Source organism: Hymenobacter mucosus (genome assembly GCF_900188255.1).
In the GTDB taxonomy this organism is placed as follows: domain Bacteria; phylum Bacteroidota; class Bacteroidia; order Cytophagales; family Hymenobacteraceae; genus Hymenobacter; species Hymenobacter mucosus.
The window spans coordinates 209191-230365 of record NZ_FZNS01000006.1; the positions used below are offsets into that span (position 1 = coordinate 209191).

The window sequence follows — 21175 nt, forward strand, 5'->3', positions numbered from 1 at the left end:
GGGGTACAGCATCTCTTTCGCCTATTAAAATTTGAAGTTATAAGTAGCAGTAGGAATCGGCTGCCCGAAGATGGACAATTGGTACCCCCGAATTTGACCACCTACTGACTTGAAGTACACCGAGTAAGGATTTTTGCGTCCTGTGAGGTTGTACACGCCGAAGGTCCAGGAACTGTGAGCCAGCTTTTTCACCTTGTGGTTGCCCTCCAGGTTTAGGGCTAGGTCGGCGCGATAGTAATCAGGCACGCGGTAGGCATTGCGCTCCGAGTAGTACACGCGGGTGGCGCTGCCCACGTAATATTTGGCCAATGGCAGCGTAATGGGGCGGCCGGTGCTGTATGTGTAGTTCAGTGAAGCGCTAATACGACGACTGAAGCGGTAGTTGCCGATAAGAGTGAAGTCATGAGGTTTATCGAAGTTGCTGGGGTAGTAGCGGCCCCCATTTATCATGTCGGAGGTGGTACCTTGGTTTACCTGTACCAGGGAGCGGGAGTAAGTGTAGCTCGCCCAGCCGTTGATTTTACCGGTCAGCTTGCGTAGCATCACCTCCACACCATAGGCCTTACCCACGGCATTTACAATGTCGGTTTCAATGTGTCGGTTCAAGATCAGGGTAGCACCTCCTTTGTAGTCTACAAAGTCACGAGTAGACTTATAATAGGTCTCTACCGAGAATTCAATGGTGTTAGCGCGGAAGTTATGGTAGTAGCCCACTGAGTACTGGTCACCAACTTGGGGGCGTACGTTAGAGTCACTCAGCTTCCAAATATCCGTCGGTGACATGGCCGTGGTATTAGACAGCATGTGTATGTACTGACGGGTACGGTTGTAGCTAGCTTTAACCGATGAGTTGTCCGTGAGGCTATAACGGGCCGACAGGCGGTATTCTGGCCCGTGGTAGGTAGCCAGTGCCTTGCCTGACCCATAGGACACGGTATCAGTGATGGTGTTCAAGGTCTTCGTTAAACCGGGTACGTAGTTGTACACTTCACGCGGCCCCAATGCAGTGTAAAGCGAGTAACGAAGCCCTAGCGATACCGACAGCCGCGGTGATACGTCTATGCGGTCTGACACGTACAGCGCGCTTTCTACCCCTTGTTCCCGCGGCAACACGTCCTGCGTAATTAAAGACTCAGTGCCCGAGGGGGCGAGCCCGCCCGGCGACACGTGGTAGAGCACCGAGCTTCCCCCGAAATCGATGTTGTGCTTGGTGTTAAGCACGTAGGAAAAATCAGCCTGCACATTGTACTGCTTGATATCATATGTCAACCTCGAAGCCGTTGACACATCTCGCTTGCTGGTAATATTGTACTCATACGTACTCATGGCCCCCGTCAGTACCCCGTAGAGCTTGTTACTGAAGGTATGCCGCCATTTCAGGCTGGCATTCTGGTTGCGGTACCGATAGGCCGTGTCGCTTGCCAGCTGAAATTTGTCGGTACTGAGGTAAGCCGTCAGATACAGCGCATTCTTCTCATTGATTTCGTGGCTGATGTGGGCACTTACATCGTAAAACGACGCTGAGCTTTGCTTGAAGCTCTCATTGGGTAACAAGTGCAGAATCCAGTCGGAATAGCTAGTGCGGCCCCCTACTATAAATGAAGTTTTGTCTTTGACAATAGGTCCTTCGAGCGTGAGGCGGCTGGTAAGCGGGCCGACGCCTCCCGAGCCGGAGAACTTCTTCTTGTTGCCGTCGCGAGTAGCAATGTCTAGCACTGACGACAAGCGTCCTCCATACTTAGCCGGAATAGCACTCTTATACAGTTCCACCGACTTGATAACATCGGGGTTGAACGCCGAGAAGAACCCGAATAAGTGCGACGGATTGTAAACGGTAGCGTCGTTAAATAAAATAAGGTTCTGGTCAGTGGCACCACCGCGCACATTCAGGCCCGTGTTGCCTTCCCCCACCGACTTGACCCCCGGCAAGGTGAGTACCACGCGCAGCACGTCTGTCTCGCCGAAGGCTGTGGGTACCTGACGCATCGTTTTGATATCGAGCCGTTCCACGCCCATTTGCAGGCCAGCTACGTTGCGGTCCTTCTCGGCCTCAATTACTACCTCCCGCAAAGTGGTAATATCCTCCTCCGTTTCAATATCCAACTTGCCGTCGCCACGTAGCATCACTTGGCGCTTGGTGTTTTTGATACCAATACCGCGTATAGTTAGCTCATGCCGCCCTACTGGCAGCGTTAGCGAGTAAAGGCCAAACTGATCTGTGCTGGCCCCCACCTTGAGGGCCTCACTGTATATGGTAGCGCCTACTACGGGCTCACCATTTTTGACCTCGCGTAGTCTACCTGCTAAGGTAGCTTTGCCTGTACTAGAACCGGTGCCAATATCGTACAAGCGAAAAGCAGAAGTGCGAGCTGTGCGGATAGAGTTACCTGGCAGCGGGTTATCCGACGCCACTGGATCAGTACTAGCGGCCTCGTCCTTTTCCGGCTGAAAAAAATTGTCTGACAGTGTCAACTGCACGGGGTTGCCAGTAGTAACGAATACCCGGTTGTGCTCATCTATTGCAAAGCGCAGTATCGTCTGTTGCAGCGCCAGCGTTAGTACCTCTTGCAGGGGTTGGTTTTGGGCCTGTACTGTAATTGTCAAGCTATCGACAGCCGTAGGAGTGTAATAAAACCTGTACGGTGTGGTAGCCTCAATTTGCTTAACGAACTGCTCAAATGGCACCTGCTGAAAGCTACCACTAATGCGCTGTGAAGTGACTTGTTGCGCAAAACCAGCAAAACCCAAACAGGAGAGTAGTAGAAAGAAAAGTATAGAGCAGAAATGTTTCATATAGCGCGTGGATAGGGTAGGGACGTATAAATTGCCCGGACTAGTGCTTAGGCTACGGGCCTATTGGGGCAAGCTGGCATAATAGTTTACCAGCGCAATGAGGTCGTCTTCAAGCCCTTTCTTGCGGAAGCGTAGCTTCTTCTCCCGAGCATATTGCTGCAGCTCTCTGCGCCGGTCTGGGAATAATGAAATGAAAGAGCCCCGACCTTTAACGGGATAATAAACTCGGTCGCGCTTAATAAAGTATTGGTTAGTAGCGGAGAACGACGCCTTGGTTATATTCTGGCTGGGCTGCACTTGTATCTTCTTCACGCGCCGGGCCAGTAACGTAACGCCCTTGTCAACCAGCAAATCATAGAAGCCGGGCGTAATATCCTGATTTGCTGCGGTGTCCTTGGTAAGACGAATAAACGTATGACCTTGTAGCGTAAAGCGGCTAACTTTCTCACTCACCAGCCTCAGGGTAAACAAGTTGGTGGGCTGCTGCACTACCACTTGGTCTAGGCGGGTATCATAAAGCAACGGAACGTTTGAGTAGTAATGGCCGGCGTAATACACGGAGCCTGGTTGAGCAGTAGCAGTGCCGAAAAACTGATTGCCTTGGACTTCCTGGTAGTATCTGGTGTAATTGAAATATTCAGGACCATTGTACAACTGCGACTGATCTTGAATATGTGCGGTGTAGTGTTGTGCAACTTGGCTTTTGGCTGCTGCTAGAAGGGTAGTATCTGAGGAAGTACTCTGCGCTACGGCCTGCCTACTACTGGCTATACTTAGCACGGCCAAGCCGTACAGAGGTAAGGATATTTTCATAACTAGAAAGGGATAGAGGCGCGGTAATTAACAGACAGCCAATGGATGAGAATAGCTGCACTGCTCGCTTACTTCTGAGGAAGTAGTGAGCTAGCAAACATACGTTAAAAAGGACAGGCTGCCGCTAGTGTTGGTCAAGACGACGGCAAGCGTTAGCAATGGCAGTATCGTATTGCTGCCATGCGCATTTCAAAGCAAGAACTCCCTGTGGGCAGCCGCGTACATGTGAATCTATGCGCTATATTTCCCTTGATCTTGAGACTTCTGGGGGTAAGCCCCAGCGCCACCAAATTCTAGAGTTAGCCGCCGTGGTAGAAGATACCAAGCACCTGCTACCGTTAGAGCAGTTGCCGGCCTTTCGGCGCGTAGTGCGCCACCCTGAATATGTGGGTACCGCCGGTGCCTTGGCATTGAATGCTCGGTTACTAGAAGAGTTGGCTCGCAAGGAAACCAACCCCGAACTGTGCACGCCCGAGGACCTGCTACCTCAATTGCGGGATTTTTTGTTGGCGCAAGGCTTCCGGCCCGACAAGCAGGATTGCGTAACAGTGACTATGGCCGGAAAAAATATTGCGTCCTTCGATCTAGGCTTTCTGCGAGAGCTACCGGGCTATGGTACCCTCGTGCGTGCGGAACCGGCCATGCTAGACCCGGCTGCTTTCTACCTGAACTGGCGTAAAGACACGCGGCTACCGACTATGCAAACCTGCAAGGCCCGCGCTGGCTTCGAGAACGATACCGTAGCTCACGAAGCCTTAGCCGACGCCCTTGACGTGGTGCAATTGCTACGCCCGTTCTATGAGCTACCTGTGTATAAGCAAACAGGCTCAGCAGAGTCGTTATAGCAGGGAAACAGCTGCCAAGATGAGGGCAAACTAGCTCTACCGTTATCACAAGAATGCCTCGTGCTTCCAACTGCGCACGAGGCTAAAAACGTACACAGGCAGCTAGGTTGGTCCTAGCTGCCTGTGCCATAGCTGATGCGGAGTAACAGAGGGTTACCAGTCGCCGGAAGCGCCGCCGCCGCCGAAGCTACCGCCGCCGAAGCCGCCGAAGCCACCCCCGCCGCCACCTCCGCCACCAAACCCACCGCCGCCAAATACGCCGCGGCCGCCGGAAAAGTCGCCGAAAATGATGGGAGGAACCATACCCCCGCCAAAGCCCCGGTTGCGGCGCCCGCCGCCACCGCCGCCCCGGTTGCGGAGCAGAATGAAGAGTAGCAAGATGCCGATGACAATCCAGAACGTCCAGCTAGAATCTCCGCTGTCTTGGGCACGTGGCCGGTTCTGGGTAGTAGCATCAGCCTTATATTCCCCTTTCGCTAAGGCAATAAGCTGATCCGTTGCGCGGTCTAGTCCTTCATAATACCGCTGTTCTTTGAAAGCAGGTACAACCGTGTTAGAAATAATGCGCTTAGATAGGGCATCGGTTATTGCGCCTTCTAAGCCGTAGCCGGTATGAATTCGGGCCTTGCGCTCCTGCTCTGCTACTAGTAGCAAAATACCATTGTTGCGGCCCTTGTTACCAATACCCCAGGCTTCGCCCAGCTTCTGCGCGTAGTCTACAATATCGTAGTCGCCAATGCTGGGCACCGTCACGATGGCAATCTGGGAAGAAGTACTATCGTCGTAAGCCACCAGCTTCTGTTCTAGGGCGGCTACTTGCTCTGGGGTCAGCATCCCGGCCACGTCGTTGACAAGGCGCGGCGGGTTTGGGCGCGGTGGTATGTCTTGAGCCAGGGCGCTACCCAGGCCAAGTAACACACATACAGCTAGTAGAAAGGGGCGAAGCCAGGTGCGAACTATAGGAAGGGAAGGGGATGTCATACGCGAGGAGGCTGGGATTCGCCACCACCAAAAGAGATAGAGTCGTCGAGCTCATTCTTGTCAGTAGCAGCGTCGTAGGGGAAGTAGCGCCGGAGCTGCTCGCCTACGCGCCGGATGCCTTGCTCTAGGCCTGGCACGTACCGCGAAGCACGAAACTCTTGTAGCACTGTTTCCTTAGTAGTTTCCCAGAAGTCGTCGGGCACGGCAGCATTGATGCCCGCGTCGCCGATGACAGCAAACTGTCGGCTCTGCCACGCCAGGTAAAATAGCACACCATTGCGCTGGGCAGTACGGTGCATATTTAGCTCAGCAAATACCTGGGCCGCTCGGTCGAGTGGTTCGGGGGTGGGGCAGTGGTCTTCCAGATGTACCCGAATTTCGCCAGATGTCCGCAGTTCGGCCTGCCGAATGGCGGCTACCAGTGCTGCTTCTTGCTCGGGAGTGAGAAGGTTATTCATATTCAGTTGCCGATGGCCAGTGGCCAGCTACCGGCCGCGGAAACAAACCGGTAGCTGGCAGCTGGCAACTGAGTTAGAACTGAACGGTAGGTGCTTTTTGCGAAGCAGCATCGGCTTCGAAGTATGCTTTCTCCTTGAAGCCAAACACACCCGCAAACAGGTTGTTAGGGAAGGATTTTACAAAACCGTTGTAGTCGTTGGTTACGGTGTTGAACTTGTTCCGCTCTACGTTGATGCGGTTTTCAGTTCCTTCAATTTGGGATTGCAACTCCTGGAAGTTGGCGTTGGCCTTCAACTCAGGGTAGTTTTCCGATACGGCCAGCAAGCGGCCCAGGCCGCTGCTCAATTGGCTTTGGGCCTCTTGGAAGCGCTGAATGTTCTCGGGAGTTAGCTGATCGGCATTCAGCTGAACGCTCGAGGCCTTGGCCCGTGCGTTTACTACATCGGTCAGGGTAGTTTTCTCAAAATTGGCGGCGCCTTTCACCGTGTTCACCAAGTTCGGGATAAGGTCGGAGCGACGCTGGTAGGCGCTTTGCACGTTAGCCCACTGTGCCTTCACGGCTTGGTCACGGCTAACCATGCCGTTGTACCCGCAGGAAGATTGCGAGAGCAGCAGCAGTATACCGGCGAAATAGAGCAGAAAACGTTTCATGTGTGCAGGAAGAATAAATAGTTGGGAAAAAGGAGAAACAATGGATGACACCAAACCCTAGCCAGGGTGCGCCGGTTTACGCTCGGTGCGCTGCAAAGTACGAATTCAGGCCACAGCGGTTGTGTCGGATGCAGCTCCGGCCCCGATTCACTATTTTGCGTGCTTAGTTACGCTTCTTCTACATGAAAGCAGTCATTCCAGTTGCCGGCATCGGGTCGCGCCTGCGTCCGCACACGCATACCCAGCCTAAATCGCTGGTGCCCGTGGCCGGCAATACCATCTTGGGCCACATCATCGACCGCCTCGTGGAAGCCGGCGTGAGAGAGTTCGTTTTTATCATTGGCTACCTCGGTGAAAAGATTGAGCGCTACGTGCGCCGGCAGTATCCGGAGCTGCTAGCTTCATTCGTGGTGCAGGAGCCGCGCGAGGGTATTGCCCACGCGCTCTGGCTGGCCCGCGACCAGTTCAGGACTGAGAAAGAGGGTATTCTGATTTTGCTGGGCGACACCATTGTGGATGTAGACCTGCAGGAGATGATGCGCACCCCCGGCAACGTGCTCGGCGTGAAAGAGGTGAAAACACCGTCTATGTTTGGCTTGGTGGAGACGAGTGCTACCGGCCGCGTGACCAAGGTGGTAGAAAAGCCGCGCATCCCGAAGTCTAACTACGCCATGGTGGGCCTATACAAAATAGCCAATGCCGATTGGCTAGCCACGGCCCTCGAACGCATCATCGACCAGAACCAGCGTACCCACGGGGAATTTCAGCTCACCGATGCCCTGATGCTCATGATTCAAGATGGCGCGGAAATGACCACTACTTCCGTAGATAATTGGTTTGACTGCGGCCGCAAGGAAAGCCTGCTGGAAGCGAATGCGCGGCTACTCAATTTGCCGGAGTTCTTGAAGCGCCGAGAATATCCCGAGTTTCCGGATACCATCATCATTCCACCCGTCAGCATTGGGAATGATTGCCAGATCAGTGGTTCCATCATTGGTCCCAACGTGGCTATCGGCGACCGGACCATTGTTAAGAATACCATTCTGAGTGACTCCATCATTGGGTCGTACAGTGAACTACGCTCAGCCGTTATGCACGACTGCATTGTGGGTTCTGATGCGCTCTTCAAGGGTACTCGTCACAGCCTCAACATCGGCGACAACACCGAGATTGACTACAGCTAAGCGGGGCTATGTTCAACTCCCTGAAGAAACTGCTTGGTTTAGCGGCAAGCACACCAGCAGAGCAGCAAGCCAATTCGTTGCCGACTGAGCATATAACCGAGCAGTTTCGTCAGCGTGTTAAAACTGAGTCTGAGGCAAAAGTGCTGGCGCTCGGTGGCCGCATCTGCGACTGGCTGCCGCTGCTAGATGCACCAGAACTACGTGAAGTAGCGGAAGTTTGTGGCCGCATGAGTGTGTTAAATGCACTGATCAATATTTCCTTTCAGGCGCCCGTTGCAGTCATAAGCGCATGGCTCGCGCAAGAAAATCTGCTCGGCCACCTTTCGCCGGAAGAGGCGGCTATACTAGCAAAGGATAATGAGCAACTCACGGAGCAGGAGTTAACAAATCTACGCTGGAGTATGGAGAGCTTGTGGGCTATGATGTGGGCTACGCGTATGGTGCCTACGTTGGACCCCGTGAAGTGGTGCGGCGATAATATGGCGTCGCTATTACCCAACTTAGAGCGAGGGGAGAGCAATGAAAAGCTTGCGAAACTTCAAGCCCTAAGACCGGTGGCTGAACTGTACCATATGCTGGACTATTATTATCGGCTACACTGGTACTGTGTAGATGAGCGGCTACATGGCCGGGCCGCCATCGTATCGGAGTCATTAATATATGAGAGGCGCAAAGCGCTGGAGTGGATTTACAACCGACAGTATGCATGGGACGATGTGGAAATGAGTACGTAACTCTCTTAAGCCGAAGGGTAATACCATCAACTTTAGACAAGGGAAACAGGTAGGCTACAACTTCTCAACCACAAGATGTATCCGGCGCGGGCAGAATGTCGTTACTTTAGCCCGATGCGCTACCTGACTTCCTTTTCCCGTCTTTGGCCCGCGCTGGGCCTCTCGCTTGCCCTGTTGCCCGGCTGCTACTCCCGCTCCGATATGAAAACGGAGGCGGGAACCGCTACCGGAACCCCTACTGCTGTACCACCCGCTGAGGTTCCTGCGGCGGTGTCGCCTAATACGGCTACCCCTACGGAAGCTGCAAACTCCACGCAGCCTCTACAGGCCGTGAACGTGTTTCTGGAAGTGTCGGGGTCGATGGAAGGCTTTATGCCCAAAACGGGGGCGAGCGGCGAGAATACTAAATTTCAGCAGCATGTAGCCCAGTTTCTGTCGGAAGTGAACCGCACCGCTACAGTTCGCCAGAAAGCGTTTTACCGCATCAAGGAAAAGCCCTACGAAGATTCTTACCAAGGCATTTCCAGCACCGTGCGCAGCGGAATTCAGCAGCCCGCAAAAAGCACCGACATCCCCTCGGTGCTTGATACACTGATGAGCAATTATTACCAGCCTGGTACTGTAAGCGTGCTGATTTCGGACTTTATCTACTCGCCGAAAAATGCGGGTGCCATTCCCTACATCAAAACCGACATTACGGACGCGCTGAGCCGCAGTGGTAGCCACCCCGAACTTGGTGTTTCAGTGTACGGGTACACCTCTGATTTCCGCGGTACATACTACCCCGCCCTAAAAGCGGCCGGTAAGAAAACTAACTGCTGCGACACGGAAATTCCTTACTACATCTGGGTGCTAGGGCCAGCCGACGCGGTACGCCGCTTCGATGCCGCCTTATTGGAGCAACAGCCAGCGAAACAGGCTCACTTCGGCGTCACATACCTGCGTCCTCACTACTCCTTACTTAATAAATTTCAGAACAAGGGTAGCTGGTATTACGGCGACGCAGGGGCTAGCAAGCAAACTGCCGATGCCTACCGCGTGGTAGCTGTAAGTGAAGCATCAGCCCAGCAACCCGTCGAGTTTGTCGTCGGCATCGACCTAAGTAGGTTGCCCGGCCAGTACCGCGATGTTGCCTACCTCAAGCAGAACTTAAAGCTTCAAGGTGTAGACACCGACGCCACATTGCTGGATGTAATGGCCGCTACCGACCAAACCAAAGCGAGCAGCGGACCGGAAAGTAAGTTCACGCACTTTGCCAAAGTTCGCCTGACTAGACAGCCCAAAGCTGCTCGTCCGCTGGTGCTCCGCCTACAAGACCAGCGCCCCGCTTGGGTAGCGCAATGGACAACCAAAAACGATGCAACACCGGCGTCCAAAACCTTTGCGCTTAGCTCACTGCTAGACGGCCTAGCACCTTCACAAGAAGGCGGTGCCCGGCAGATTTTTGAGTTGCCACTGACCTTACAGCCAGGCGAGTAAGCCTTTGCTTCGTTGCCGCTAACCCTAGCGAACAGCCTGTTTCGGTTCAATCTGGAATGGTTTTCGTTCATTCGGTAGTGGTTGTACCTCTACTTCCCAGTTGTGGGTTCGACTACAATTTCGTTCTGCCCTTATCGTTCAACGATTCGCGAAGTATCTCTTCGCCCTATCTCCTTCCATGAAAGCACTGTTCCGTTCCATTTACGAACTCATCGGCTCACCCCAACCGCCCGCCGATACCCCGGTGTATCGCGACGTAGTGTTCCCCAACATTGGGTTGCTCAACTTGGGTATTTCGCTGGCCTTAGTGGTAATATTCTACTATGTCATCAACCGGGCAATGGGTGTGGCTACCTTCAATAAAGGCCGGCATTGGGCTATTTTCTTAGTACTGAATGCCCTCATTGCTTTTGGAGTGGCTATTGGGCAAGCCCACGCTCAGCAGGTCACGGACCACAGCTACATCTACTGGCTGGCCACCTGGAACGCCATTCTAGGTATCTTCTGGTTCTTTATCTTCTCCCTCATTCTGCGCAAAGGCTCCACCAACGCGAGTACTACGCCGTTCTAGAGTTTAAAAACTAGTTCCTCTTCCCAGATGATGTTGCGCATCAAGCAAGGAGGGGGCAGGGGTGATTGACCAAGGCGTTGAACGTTACTACTACGTATTGTTCAACCAAATAACATCAGCAATAAGCCAATCACCCCAGTTCAGCTTTGCGGCTGAACAGCTCCTCCTTAGCCAAGGAGGGGAGTTTCGTTCAACATCAGCAACTCATGGCTAAACTCTTTTTATTCGGTATTGGCGGCACGGGCTCTCGCGTGATTCGCTCGCTCACCATGCTGCTGGCCGCGGGCGTAGATTTGCCCAACTGCGACCGGGTAGTGCCCATCATCATCGACCCCGACGCCCACAACGGCGACATGAACCGAACGGTGCAGTTGCTGCAGAGCTACCAGCAGATTTATAAGCGCCTCGGCCCCCGCGAGGAAGGCTTCTTCAAGACCGATATCAGCACTCTGAGCGGTATTTCGCAAGATGTAAACGGCTCGGTGAAGGATACCTTTATCTTCGACTTCGGGGGCATTAACCAGAGCTTCCGGCAGTACCTGAGCTACGATGGACTTTCAGTTGACTCCAAGGGCCTCGTGGATTTGCTCTTCACCCAGGATAACCTCGAAAGCCCCCTGACCATTGGCTTCCGCGGCTCCCCGAACGTGGGCAGCATTGTGCTGAACAAGCTGGTGGAAAGCCCCGAAATGCGGTTTTTTGCCGACAATTTCCAGGATGGTGACCGGATATTCTTCGTGTCGAGCATCTTCGGTGGTACAGGGGCAGCGGGTTTCCCGCTCATGCTCAAGAATCTGAAGGACACCAATACGCGCCTCAGCAACGCCCGTTACCTGCGTGATGCGCCCACCGGCGCGGTAACGGTGATGCCTTACTTCGCCCTCCAAAGCGAAGACAACGCCGTCATCGACTCCAACAACTTCCTGACGAAAACCAAGGCGGCGCTCAGCTACTACGAGCATAACCTCCAAGGCCTCGATGCGCTGTACTACCTCGCCGACACGCCCGATACACCCTACGAAAACCAGCCCGGCGGCACCCAGCAGAAGAACAAGGCCCACGTAATTGAGTTGCTGGCGGCCCTAAGCATCGTAGACTTCATGCGCTACTCGCCCGCCGAGCTGCGCACCGGTGGCCCGCACTTCCACGAGTATGGCCTACAGGCCGACGCCCCGGAAATCCAGTTCAGCCACCTGCCCGATGAGTCGCGCGAAATCATTGCCAAGCAGCTCACGCAGTTCCTGTACTTCACGCGCTACCACAAGCAGCACCTGCCCACCGACAAGGCACCCTATGCCGACAACCTGAAGCTGGACTACGCCATGCGCAACGAGCCCATCTTCCGGGAGCTGAACACCTTCCTGCACAGCCAGGACTCGGGCGTAGATCAGTGGCTTCAGGAGCTGGCCCAGAACCGTCGTTCCTTCCGCCCCTTCGACCTGCAAACCGACGACTTCAACGCCATGATCCTCGGCAAGCCCGTGGAAAAGAAGTGGAATGACTTCTTCAACAAAGGTCTCAGCCACAACTACCTCCTCGACAACCTCAACAAAACCGAGAAGTCCATCCAAGAGCCCGACAGCTTCCGCAAGATGCTGGAACTGTTCTATGATGTGACCGACAAGGCGTTTGAGGAGAAGGTGAAGGTGGTGTAGTTAGAGGAACTAAAACTCCCCTCCTCAGATGAGGAGGGGACGCGGCGGCTCAGCCGACGCTGGGGTGGTTGACCCCGTTGCTGACGTTGTTTATGTACTCCGCTCAGCATGATGTTCTAAAAGGAACATCATGCTGAGCGGAGCCGAAGCATCTCTACCACTTTGTTTGAACTAGCCATTTTCACTTTGAAGATGACCGCAAGCGAGTATAAGCGTCTAAAAGAGCAAGGCAATGTTCTTGATTTTACTACGCTCAACACTACTCGTGAGCTTTTGGAGAAGGCTGGCCACCAGAAGTTGGTGCGAAGCATCACCGAAATCATAGCAAATGGAGAAATCAGCAAACCAATTCTACACAACAATCAAAATAGCTGGACCGCCTTCTTTCAGGTCAGTCTTACAGTTGAAGATATTGATCTAGTCATTTCCACTCTTCTTGATGCAGAGGTAGCCGCGCTTGATGACAACTATGAAACAACAGCTAAGGCTTCGTTTTATGCATTAATGGTGAATAGATGGACTGAACTTCAGCAAACAGTAGAGATGCTTGGACAGACTCAACGCAATAGCTTAGGAAACACACCCTAGGCCACTCCACTGCCCCTAACCCCTCCTCAGCTGAGGAGAGGAACTAGCTTTTTAGAATAGATTTCAGCAGCATATGGCCAAAGTCCTTCGCTTACATAATAATGGCTCCCAGCAGGTTCAGGGCTGGCAGAAAACGGCGCCGGTAACGAGCACCGAAATCAATACCGTTACGGACCCGGCGGGCGGCAAATCCCGCAACCTAGCCGTGAGCATTCCGACGCCTTTTGCGCGGATGCACCTGTTTGAAACGGCTTTCGACTTCCTGGCTCGCGAAGGGCAGCGCAACCCCGGCTCGGTGTACCACGAGCTGACGACGCACTTCTGGGACTTGCTGGAGCTGCTCTATAACTACCACCTCTACACCCAGGCGGGCCGCAAAATCACGTTGCGCCGCTGGAATGCCGAGGCCGAAATCCGCCGGATGCGGCAGGAAGAGGGCACGCGTCTGCTGGGCGAAACGCTGCAGCTGTACATGCAGGACGAGCGCTTCCGCGACTTTACCGACATGTACCTGGTGTACTATGAGTCGCCGGAGCTGGCGGGTGGCACGCGCCTGCTAGGCGGTACTTCACCGCTGACCATTCTGTTCACCGGCCCCGAAGTGAAGCCCCTCGACCTGGAGCGTCCCCAGGCCCGCGGCCACTACTTCGATAAGCAAACCGTTCTGCTCGAAGACCGTGACCCGCAGTTCCGGGAGTTCGTGTATGAGCTGTTCCTGGCCTACCCGCAGCTGCAGCGCCGCGAGTTTGCGGGCAGCGTGTATGCCGGCCTCGACCGCAGCAAAATCAACCAGCTCCAGATGCAGGGCGACCGGAGCGCGCAGCAGTTTGCGGCCCGCTACCCCGCGCTGGTAGACGTGCACGGCAACCTGGTGAGCGTAAAAGGTGTGCCGCTTCCCGGCCGCGCCGACCAGTCGGCTGTGACCAGCTCCGACCTGTTCATTCAGCCCACGCGCGAAGCCATTGCCGGTCGGCCTAGGCCACTGGTGTTGCGCCCCAACCTGACGATGCCCGGCGCCAACTACCTCAACGGCCAGCCCTGGGACGACCGCACGCCGGTACCCTATTATGACGAAGTAGCCCTGGAAAGCCGCGTGCTGCCCGGCAAAGGCTTCAAGTATCCCTACCTCACGGTAGGCGACTTGCTGGAAGATTCGCTGGTAGAACTGCCCTATGAGCTGAATACACAGCGTTTTCACACGGGTAAAGTCACGTTCCAGTACGGCGCTGACGGTCAGGGCCGCGCCCGGTTCCCCTACCTGCTGCCGCTGAAACAGGCGTTCTTCGAGTACTTCACCGAGAATGAGCTGGCCGAGCTGCTCACCTTCACCATTGATCTGAGCCACGTGCGCGTGCAGCTGCGCGTACCGGTGCAGGCGGGCCGCTTCATCACGTTTGAGCGCAGCTACTACACCAATCCGCAGAACCCGAAGGATGCCCAGGGCCGCGAGATTCTGGAGAAGGGCCGCATTGTGAAGGCTACTGTAGGCGTGGGCGTGTTCCCCTTCTACAAGGTGCGCTACCAGCCCGAGTACAACGACCTCTACAAGGTAATGCTGGTGGACGCTGACAACTCGCCCACCATGCTCAGCCGACGCTACGACCTGCAGTTCTTCGTGAACGGGGAGCGAATCACGGAGCAGGGTGCCGCCCGCCGCGCCACCCGCTACGAGCGCACCCAGAAGAGCATGGCCACCGCCGGCAGCACCTACTATGAGGTTACCGGCACCCACTTCGACTTAGTAGAGCTGACCTGCCCGCCTGCCACCATTGGTGCCGAGCCTGCCCGGGGCCTGTTCGTGCCGCGCTGGCGCGAGCTGGACCGCGGTACCCGCCGCTTCACCTTCGCGGTGGACTTCGGTACTACTAACACCCACATTGCCTACGCTGACTCGCCCACCGCGCACCCGCGCCCGCTGGCCATTGGCGAAGCCGATGTGCAAGTGGAGTGGCTGCACGCACCGGTAGCCGATGCGGGCCTCTCGGCTGCGCAACGCTACCGTACAGGCGCCGGCCAGATCTGGACCTACATTGCTACCCTGCAGAACCGGGAGTTTGTGCCCTCTTTTGTGGGTGAAGGTGGCTCGGTGTATGAATTCCCCATTCGTACTGCTGTTTGCGAAACCACGTCGTTTGCCAATGAGCCCGCCAAGGTGCTCAGCAACATCAACATTGGCTTCAGCATCAACACCGAAAACGCTTCGGAGCTACCCCAGAACCGCTTCATTACCAACCTGAAGTGGTCGGCGGAGCTAGACCCCCAGGGCGTGTCGCGCATTGAGGCCTTCTTCAAGGAAATTCTGCTATTGCTTCGCCACAAGGCGGCGCTGCATGGCGGTATTCTGGAAGATACTCGCGTGGTATGGTTTGCGCCGCTGAGCTTCGATGGCTTCCTGCGTAACCAATTCCAGCAGGTCTGGGACGAGTCGTTCCAGCAGGTGTTCAAGACGCGCCGCCCCACTATCTGCCTCACCGAGTCGGTGGCGCCGTACTACTACCTCACAGCTACTAACCAGGTAGTGCCCAACCGCGACGAAAACGTGGTGAACATCGACATCGGCGGCGGCACCACTGACTTGCTGCTCTTCGCCGACCAGAAACCGGCCTACAGCACCTCGTTCCGCTTCGCCGGCGACGACCTATGGGGCGACGGCTACGCCCGCGTGCAGGGCGCGCCCAAGCAAAACGGCCTCCTGCGCCTGGGTGTAGGCCACGTAGAAAGCCTGCCCGACTCCGAGCAAAATCAGGAATATAAGGGCTACTTGCGCGCCGCGCTCAGCAATACCGATTTCGGCTCCGCTGATGTAACCAGCTTGCTGTTCAAGTACGACGATGCCCTACGTTTTACGCAGGCCCTGGGCCTCGGCAAAGGCCGGCAGTTGCGGGTACTATTCTACCTGCACTACACCAGCATCATCTACCACACGGCGCAGTTGGTGAAGCACCTCAGTCTGAAAACGCCGCGTTACCTCTGCTTCTCGGGTAAAGGCAGCCTCTACCTGCGTCTGCTGGCCGGCGGCAGCTCCCTGGTAGCCATCGAGAAGATTACGAAAGCCATCTTCCAAGCCGTAACCGGTACGGAGCCGCCGCATAACTTCCGCGTTATCTTGGCCGATAATCCCAAGGAAGCTACTACCAACGGTGGCGTGCTCTTCGAGGAGAAGTCGAATACGGCTGATTACGACAGTATTAAACCCGTGAAGTATAGTGGCGCCGTAGAAGGAACCGAGCTGAATCAACAGCGCCTGAAGCTAAACCAGGTGGACGCCACACTGAAAGACACGGTGCTGGAAAACGTGCGCAACTACCTCACCCTCGTACTGGAAGGCGACGAAGTAGCGCCCTACCTACGTGAAGTAGGTGTAGACGTGGACCGTCAGCGCGTGAAGGACATTCTGCAGCGCGAAATCGAGGATAGCTTGAGCCTAGGCCTGCACCAGTTTCAGCGCCAGCTTTCCTCCGATGAAACCTTGCCGGAAACCCTGTTCTTCCTGCCGCTGAAACAGGCGCTCTACAACCTGAGCCGCGAGTTGTAATTGTGCTAACCAGTAGCCCAGGGCTGCAGCCCTGGGCTACATAGTGCTTGTGCATTGAGGAGTCTTATGATATTCACTCATAGATCCTATGCAGAGCGGCTCTAGAATTAGTGGCTATTTGTAGTCAAATAGCTAGTTACGGTTAGCGTTTTTCTGTCCATACGCTGGCTGAACTAAGGGTTTGACCCTGAGGCCTGCGTTTGCTTTCTCCCCCTACCCAACACCCTATGACCCTTTCCCGCCTCGCTGCTTCTTTACTCGCTGGCTTGCTGCTTATGGCGGCAGGCAGCCATGCCCAAACGCCGCTAGGCCAGCCTACGCTGGATGAGCAGAAGGTGCAGATTTGGTGCGCTACAGTGCGCTACGTGTACGACGACAATGGACGCTCCAACTTGAAGAATAGGCTGCAGTGCGGCAGCTCGTTGAAAGCGTTTGAAAACAGCATCAAGGCCGATAGTCAAAAGGTATACAGCCTGTTGTATCAACCTTTGGAGGGTAGAGGAACCATGTACAAGGGGCTTGGTACCAACCAGTCGAGGTTGCAGAAGCTGACTACGGAAATCATTAACCGGCTGAAGTCATCCGCGGCCCGCCGGGCCGATCCAGCTCGTATGCAGCGGTTGGCTACGCTGGAAAGCTCGCTGAACAACTACGTGGCAAACGGCACGCCCATCAGTGAGCAAAGTACAGACGAGGTAGCCACCGCCGAAACCGTAGACACCACTGCTACCAGTGACGAGGCGACGGCGGCCGCGCCCGGCGATGCTGGCTTGGATGAAGCAGGCGTGGCTACTGCTGCCTCCTCAACCAACAGCGGAGCAGGAGAGAGCCTAATAAACAAATTCTTCGGGCCGCTGGCCCTGATTATGTCTTTGCTAAGCCTAGTGCTCTACTATCTGCTGCGCAAGAACATTGATGGCTTTCAAAAGGAGCTAGGTGCCCGCATTGATAAGCGCCGCGACGAAATCCTGGCCTTGCAAAACGCTCCGGCTGGTAGCGGCGCAAAAGTAGCAGCGGCTTCTACCACTGCTGACCGCCTGACCCCGGCGCAGCAGCGCGAAGTAGAAAAGCTAGTGCAGCAGCGCGTGGAGGAAGAAGTTAAGAAGCTTCGTAGCCAACTTGTGGGTGCTGCCGCACCGGCTGCTCCTGCGGCGGTGCCAGCATCAGCGCAACCGGGACAGCCAGCGCCTACATCGGCTCCCATTGCAAGCCCAATACCGCAACCCATTCCGGCCGCGGCTCCCGTGGCACCACCTACGGCCGCTATTTACGCCGCCCCGGCTCAGCCCACGAATGTAGTTGCGGTGACACCCGTTCCGCCCGCGGGGCCCCCATCCGATACGCCTCAAGAGGAGTTTGAGAGCCTAGTGCCGCCTGTGCAACTACCAACTCCACCCGTCGCGGCGGCTGATCTGCCCCGGACACGCTACGTAAAGGTGCCCGTAAACGGTACCTTCAACGAGTATGACTTCAGCGACGAGCCCCAGCACGATAGTATCTACGAGATTCATCTGGATCCTCAGTGGCCGGAGCTAGCTACGTTCAGTGTAACCTCTAACCCCGCCGTACACGCGTACGCCATTCAGAGCGCCCAGTACTCGCTCCGGGAAGCTTGCAAATATCAGCAGCCGGCTGGCCCTGTTACGCGTATTGTTACGGAGGAAGAAGGGGTGCTGCGTAAGATGGCAGGAAACTGGCAAATTGAGCAGAAGGCTGCCATTCGGTTTGAATGAGTTATCGGGCCCACCTACATCGGGCACGAAATACTAGTTTGCCAATGGCATGGCGGCTCAGTTCGTTTCGTTCCTGCCTGGTTTGTTGCATGGGGTTGCTGAGGCAGCACCAACTACTGCCCCGAAACTGGTATGAAAGACAACTGCTAGCGTTTTACAATGAGCAGTTCGAGTTATCCGGCCTAGGTAGGATGCAGGAAAGCAATCTAGCTGCTGATCTGCTTCTACAGAAAGCTACTGAGGATTTGGAGCGTCGTCGCAACATATACCTCGTTCGCCTTCGCCTGTATCAGAAATGGCGTATCCAGGAAAAGGTGGGTGGTCGCCGAATTGGGAGCCTACTTGCAGTACCCTCTCATGGCTTTTTGCCTGACGAATGGCTACCACATAGCCAAGTTGCGTAGTTTTAGCCATGCTTGAAATCATACTTGAAGTGGCGGTGGTGGCCGTGGTTGTAGGCCTGCAGATTCGTACGTTTCTGAGGACGAAGGCCAACGCGGTACGCCTCAGCCAGCTATACCCTCCTAAAGAGGCGTTACGTGTCGAGCAGCGCATTGTGCTGGCCGATGGCCGCGACCTGCCCGACTACGCCGCCGACGCTCCTCCGGAGTCGTTCGCCTCCAACCTCATCAAGGCGGAAAACGCTTCGCCTGAGTTTCAGGAAATTCTGCTGGATACTAATGACTACCTGCGCCACAACAAGGGTGCGGCGGCTGATTTCGGCATTCTGAAAGACATATCGGAGCGGCAGAGTGAAGTACTGGACAACAGTGTGCAGGCCAACGTGGCTACGCCACTCTACTTGGGCTTACTTGGTACCTTCCTGGGGGTAATTCTAGGGTTGGTGGGCATTGCCCGCAACGGGGTATCGGACGAGAATGCCCTAACGCCCTTCCTAACCGGCGTGCTCATTGCCATGACGGGCTCTTTCGTGGGCTTGCTCTTAACCCTGCTCGGCAATGGCGTCCTGCGTCAGGCCCGCGAGCAGCTCGATCGGCTTCAAAACCAGTACTACACCTTCCTGCAGGCGCGCTTGCTACCCGTGCTGCACGCCGATATGGCTAGCTCCCTTACCAACCTAAAGTCGGTGCTGGATGCGTTCAATCAGCAGTTTGTAGGGCAGGTAGAGTTGTTTAATCCGCTGATGGACAAGGTCACCCAGAACATTCGGGTGCAGAGCGACTTCCTAGAGCGCCTCGATACCATTGGCTACGACAAGATGGCTGCCGCCAACATTCTGGTGTTTGAGAAGGTGCGCGAATCGGCGGAGATGTTTGCAGCCTTTACGGGCTATCAGCAGAAGCTGAACGATATGCTCGCCAAGGGGTATCAGTCGGCCGAGAGCATAAACAGCATCCTGGACCGTTTGCGCGGCTTTGAGAAGGGTATCAATGACTTGGGCCAGTATATAGGGGGCAACAACAACTCGGTGCAGCTCATGCTCGACTTCTTCCAGAAGCATCAAGTAGAGCTACGCAACCTCAAGGACCGCGCCGAGCAACATATCGACCAGGCCGGGGTAGGCCTCGCCGACGTGATGAGCCAACGCCTGGCCTACAACGAGCGCCAAGCCCAACTGGCTTACGAGAAATGGCAGCAGTACTTCGACAAGCTCAACGCCGACAACGTTTTCGAGAAGCTGCTGAAACAGCTAGAGCCCTTCCAGAACCTCAACGTGCAGCAAGCCGACCTCAGCCGCGACGTAACCGCCACCCAGCGGGAACTCATGCGCAAAGTGGAACTAGACTCCCAGATTCAGGCCAAGCTGCTCTCCGAACTTTCCAATCTGAATACAGTGCTGGTGAAAGCCACTTCCAAGAACCGTTTCCAGCGGTTTATGGATAAGCTGTTCGGCGGCGTGCAGCCGCAGTAATTACTTCTTTATTGAAGGTGGTTACCCGCCTCTGCGGCATTGCCTCCGCTCTACTTAAGAAGGCTCTCACCTCATGAAATTGAAAAACTACGCAATTCATAAGGTGATTAATGGAAACGAAGAATGGGCTCGGGTACGCAAGAGGCTAGCTGAATTTCCACCACACTTTCATTCTTATAAAACAATTGAGTTGCTTGATGTATGTCGGGCTTCTAGACTTGTTCGGTATTTAGACCCCTACATCAGTCTGAGCCGACTAGGGTTACATAGATATGACACGTATGAGGCAGGAATAGCAGATGATTTCTTGTGCCTTTATTTCCACCAGAACCAATATGTGGTTTCTACCTATGACAACTACCAGAAGTGGTTCTTTAGCGAGGCTCAAGAAGCAGTTGAGTTTGTTAAAAGAAATCTGGATAAAGAGAAGGTGTTTAGTTGATTGAAAACATCAAACCTGGAAATACAGCTTCCTGATAAGTATCTAGCATAGACTCAAAACATGAACAATACTACCTCCAACAAACGCCAAAGCAACGACTTCTTCTGGCCCAGCTACGTGGACCTGATGACGTCCTTGTTTGTGGTGATGCTGGTGCTGTTCGTGTACAGCTTCAAGCTGTTTAAAGACCGGGAGGGAGAACTAAAGCAGGCCAATGGGGAGCTAAAAGCCAAGGCCATTGAGCTGGAGCAGATTACTAAGATCCGCCGTTCCTTACAGCAGCTAGAAGGCAAGTATTTTAAGTATGACCCTGCTAATGAACGGCATGAACTGCTGGTGCCGGTACAATTCAAGGCCGGTCGCGACGAAATTCAGGAAGCCTACAAACCTGCTCTTTTGCAGGCGGGTCGTACCCTGCGTAAGGTGCTTAAAAGCATCAAAACCGACCAGCCCGTGCGCTACCTCGTGATTGTGGAAGGTATGGCCGCGCGCTACCCCCAAGGCGACCCACGCAACGCCCGCGAGGAGCAAACCACCTATCAGCTCAGCTACCGTCGGGCGTTGAATCTGCTCAATCTTTGGAAGCAGAACGGGCTGAACTTCGGCCAAGACCGTGGCATTGAGCTGATTATTGGTGGTAGCGGCTTCTATGGCACTGGCCGCTACAGCGGCCGCCGCGAGGGCGACAACAAGCGCTTTCTGATTCAGGTAATTCCGAAGGTAGGACGCATGCAATAAGGCCAGGGAAAGCGGGCCAGCTAAGTGCGCACCTACTACCAATAGTGGGCTCCACTAGGTGCCTGCCTAGCTGGTGCCGAAGACGATGGCTGGGAGATGAT

General features: G+C 54.9%; 16 protein-coding genes. 11 read left to right on the top strand and 5 right to left on the bottom strand.

The window, feature by feature from the left end; genetic code table 11:
* Positions 1 to 24 precede the first annotated feature (24 nt).
* Both CHB83_RS15525 and CHB83_RS15530 read right to left on the bottom strand, forming a co-directional pair.
* The gene (locus CHB83_RS15525) at positions 25 to 2793 is read right to left on the bottom strand and encodes a TonB-dependent receptor (protein WP_089333266.1); all 2769 of its coding nucleotides are present in this window, start codon (positions 2791 to 2793) and stop codon (positions 25 to 27) included.
* 60 nt (positions 2794 to 2853) lie between these two features.
* Positions 2854 to 3606 carry a hypothetical protein gene (locus tag CHB83_RS15530; protein WP_089333267.1) on the bottom strand — a complete coding sequence of 251 codons (753 nt, stop codon included), beginning with the start codon at positions 3604 to 3606 and terminating at the stop codon, positions 2854 to 2856.
* Between the two features lie 233 nt (positions 3607 to 3839).
* Between CHB83_RS15530 and CHB83_RS15535 the strand changes: the two genes are divergently transcribed.
* Entirely contained in the window at positions 3840 to 4451 is a 612-nt protein-coding gene (locus CHB83_RS15535; RefSeq protein WP_052695013.1) for an exonuclease domain-containing protein, read from the top strand.
* 153 nt (positions 4452 to 4604) lie between these two features.
* Here CHB83_RS15535 and CHB83_RS24230 read toward each other — a convergent pair whose 3' ends face one another.
* The 3 genes from CHB83_RS24230 to CHB83_RS15550 all read right to left on the bottom strand — a co-directional run bounded on the left by CHB83_RS24230 (position 4605) and on the right by CHB83_RS15550 (position 6542).
* Positions 4605 to 5432, bottom strand: a complete 828-nt coding sequence (locus tag CHB83_RS24230; protein WP_089333269.1) for a TPM domain-containing protein — start codon at positions 5430 to 5432, stop codon at positions 4605 to 4607.
* Complete coding sequence (locus CHB83_RS15545; RefSeq protein ID WP_045688041.1) at positions 5429 to 5890, bottom strand: TPM domain-containing protein; 462 nt, start codon at positions 5888 to 5890, stop codon at positions 5429 to 5431. Before CHB83_RS15545 ends, CHB83_RS24230 begins: the two co-directional genes overlap by 4 nt.
* Before the next feature lie 73 nt (positions 5891 to 5963).
* Positions 5964 to 6542: a LemA family protein gene (locus tag CHB83_RS15550; RefSeq protein ID WP_045688040.1), complete on the bottom strand. Its 579-nt coding sequence runs from the start codon at positions 6540 to 6542 to the stop codon at positions 5964 to 5966.
* 182 nt (positions 6543 to 6724) lie between these two features.
* Here CHB83_RS15550 and CHB83_RS15555 point away from each other — a divergent pair, with 182 nt between their 5' ends.
* From CHB83_RS15555 to CHB83_RS15610, 10 genes are all read left to right on the top strand, one after another.
* Positions 6725 to 7726, top strand: coding sequence for a sugar phosphate nucleotidyltransferase (locus tag CHB83_RS15555; RefSeq protein ID WP_045688039.1), 1002 nt, complete (start codon positions 6725 to 6727; stop codon positions 7724 to 7726).
* Between the two features lie 8 nt (positions 7727 to 7734).
* Entirely contained in the window at positions 7735 to 8460 is a 726-nt protein-coding gene (locus CHB83_RS15560) for a DUF4272 domain-containing protein (protein ID WP_089333270.1), read from the top strand.
* A 114-nt stretch (positions 8461 to 8574) separates the two neighbouring features.
* A complete protein-coding gene (locus CHB83_RS15565; RefSeq protein WP_089333271.1) occupies positions 8575 to 9939 on the top strand; it encodes a hypothetical protein in 1365 nt (454 codons plus the stop codon).
* Between the two features lie 178 nt (positions 9940 to 10117).
* Positions 10118 to 10510 (top strand): hypothetical protein, encoded by a 393-nt coding sequence (locus CHB83_RS15570; protein ID WP_089333272.1) that lies wholly within the window; start codon positions 10118 to 10120, stop codon positions 10508 to 10510.
* A gap of 206 nt (positions 10511 to 10716) precedes the next feature.
* Positions 10717 to 12165 carry a hypothetical protein gene (locus CHB83_RS15575; protein WP_089333273.1) on the top strand — a complete coding sequence of 483 codons (1449 nt, stop codon included), beginning with the start codon at positions 10717 to 10719 and terminating at the stop codon, positions 12163 to 12165.
* Positions 12166 to 12327: 162 nt separating this feature from the next.
* The gene (locus CHB83_RS15580) at positions 12328 to 12753 is read left to right on the top strand and encodes a hypothetical protein (RefSeq protein ID WP_143437152.1); all 426 of its coding nucleotides are present in this window, start codon (positions 12328 to 12330) and stop codon (positions 12751 to 12753) included.
* A gap of 73 nt (positions 12754 to 12826) precedes the next feature.
* Positions 12827 to 16288 carry an acetate and sugar kinases/Hsc70/actin family protein gene (locus CHB83_RS15585; protein WP_089333275.1) on the top strand — a complete coding sequence of 1154 codons (3462 nt, stop codon included), beginning with the start codon at positions 12827 to 12829 and terminating at the stop codon, positions 16286 to 16288.
* 227 nt (positions 16289 to 16515) lie between these two features.
* The gene (locus CHB83_RS15590) at positions 16516 to 18021 is read left to right on the top strand and encodes a hypothetical protein (protein WP_089333276.1); all 1506 of its coding nucleotides are present in this window, start codon (positions 16516 to 16518) and stop codon (positions 18019 to 18021) included.
* Between the two features lie 412 nt (positions 18022 to 18433).
* Positions 18434 to 19894 (top strand): hypothetical protein, encoded by a 1461-nt coding sequence (locus CHB83_RS15600; protein ID WP_055562299.1) that lies wholly within the window; start codon positions 18434 to 18436, stop codon positions 19892 to 19894.
* Between the two features lie 502 nt (positions 19895 to 20396).
* A complete protein-coding gene (locus CHB83_RS15610; protein WP_045688030.1) occupies positions 20397 to 21074 on the top strand; it encodes a hypothetical protein in 678 nt (225 codons plus the stop codon).
* The last annotated feature ends 101 nt before the right edge of the window (positions 21075 to 21175 follow it).

Coding starts and splice junctions, on each gene's coding strand:
- CHB83_RS15585 (WP_089333275.1), top strand. CDS start 12,827: ATGGCCAAAGTCCTTCGCTTACATAATAATGGCTCCCAGCAGGTTCAG.
- CHB83_RS15600 (WP_055562299.1), top strand. CDS start 18,434: ATGCTTGAAATCATACTTGAAGTGGCGGTGGTGGCCGTGGTTGTAGGC.
- CHB83_RS15535 (WP_052695013.1), top strand. CDS start 3,840: ATGCGCTATATTTCCCTTGATCTTGAGACTTCTGGGGGTAAGCCCCAG.
- CHB83_RS15530 (WP_089333267.1), bottom strand. CDS start 3,606: ATGAAAATATCCTTACCTCTGTACGGCTTGGCCGTGCTAAGTATAGCC.
- CHB83_RS15555 (WP_045688039.1), top strand. CDS start 6,725: ATGAAAGCAGTCATTCCAGTTGCCGGCATCGGGTCGCGCCTGCGTCCG.
- CHB83_RS15560 (WP_089333270.1), top strand. CDS start 7,735: ATGTTCAACTCCCTGAAGAAACTGCTTGGTTTAGCGGCAAGCACACCA.
- CHB83_RS15575 (WP_089333273.1), top strand. CDS start 10,717: ATGGCTAAACTCTTTTTATTCGGTATTGGCGGCACGGGCTCTCGCGTG.
- CHB83_RS15525 (WP_089333266.1), bottom strand. CDS start 2,793: ATGAAACATTTCTGCTCTATACTTTTCTTTCTACTACTCTCCTGTTTG.
- CHB83_RS15545 (WP_045688041.1), bottom strand. CDS start 5,890: ATGAATAACCTTCTCACTCCCGAGCAAGAAGCAGCACTGGTAGCCGCC.
- CHB83_RS24230 (WP_089333269.1), bottom strand. CDS start 5,432: ATGACATCCCCTTCCCTTCCTATAGTTCGCACCTGGCTTCGCCCCTTT.
- CHB83_RS15590 (WP_089333276.1), top strand. CDS start 16,516: ATGACCCTTTCCCGCCTCGCTGCTTCTTTACTCGCTGGCTTGCTGCTT.
- CHB83_RS15570 (WP_089333272.1), top strand. CDS start 10,118: ATGAAAGCACTGTTCCGTTCCATTTACGAACTCATCGGCTCACCCCAA.
- CHB83_RS15610 (WP_045688030.1), top strand. CDS start 20,397: ATGAACAATACTACCTCCAACAAACGCCAAAGCAACGACTTCTTCTGG.
- CHB83_RS15565 (WP_089333271.1), top strand. CDS start 8,575: ATGCGCTACCTGACTTCCTTTTCCCGTCTTTGGCCCGCGCTGGGCCTC.
- CHB83_RS15550 (WP_045688040.1), bottom strand. CDS start 6,542: ATGAAACGTTTTCTGCTCTATTTCGCCGGTATACTGCTGCTGCTCTCG.